We start from the raw sequence: 909 nt of genomic DNA on the forward strand, positions 1-909 counted from the left end.
ATTGTTCTCGTTACCCAATACGTTTCTCTCGGATCACTCTTGGCTCTGGCTATCCTCTCCGGAATACTCTTTCTCACAGAGGGGTATGCGGTTGGCCTATGGATGCTAGCCTTCTTCGGACTCTCACTTTTCAGACACAGAAAAAACGTTGTGGCCCTCTTTAGAGGTGAGGAAAGAAAAACCGATCTCATCGCTGCCTTCAAGCGGAAACGCAACGAAATAAAAAATCGTTAGGCAGTTTCCTGGATGCATCTGTGAAAAGCTGCTCGTGATCGCCAGTCGCGCTAAGTGCGACCAGTCCTTGCTTCGTAAAGGCCAGTTCCGACTTCGTAGTAAAAATCCGCAAGGCGATTGCTGTGGATTGCAGATCGCTGCTGAAAAACCGTTTTCGTCCATCCCAGAGAATGACCCGCCCTTTGGAAGAGCATTAAGGGCGGTTCTTCGTTTGTCGAAGAGAGCTTATCCTTGGTTCCAGAGCGAGGATTTGTTTTTCGTTCTTGAATAAGGTCAAAAAACCATGACCTAGATGCTGAAACAAGTTCAGCTGACGGATTTAGACGCTTTCGGAACAAGCATTCGTTGCCATTCCAAGGAGCCTGCCCTGAAGCTTGCCCCAATATGCTCCTGTTTGGGGTCTCTGTTCAGGCAAACTGCACGGGATCTCATGTCTTCAAGCCTCTTACCTCTGCCCTCTCACATCTTTTTTCCATGAACCTGGACGCGTAGCGTCGGAACGAAGAACCGGTCCTCTTGTCGGAGGACAGTTGACGGACAACGTAGTCTTCAGCAGTGATCAGCGTATTTTAGCAAGCGTCCAGCGATCAGCGAAAAGCGGGTCTTTGATGGGAGATCCCGCACAGGAGCGCTGCGGGATGACAAAGTGAGTGGATTCAGGGCGAACTTTACGGG

The 909-nt window shown here is 49.9% G+C and carries 1 pseudogene; it reads left to right on the forward strand.

Annotated features, from left to right (window positions below):
• Positions 1 to 234 (forward strand): annotated as a pseudogene (locus BG32_RS15860) (glycerol-3-phosphate acyltransferase); the annotation flags it as partial.
• Between the last annotated feature and the right edge of the window lie 675 nt (positions 235 to 909).

It is taken from the genome of Mesotoga sp. HF07.pep.5.2.highcov (assembly GCF_003666285.1).
Lineage (GTDB): Bacteria > Thermotogota > Thermotogae > Petrotogales > Kosmotogaceae > Mesotoga > Mesotoga prima.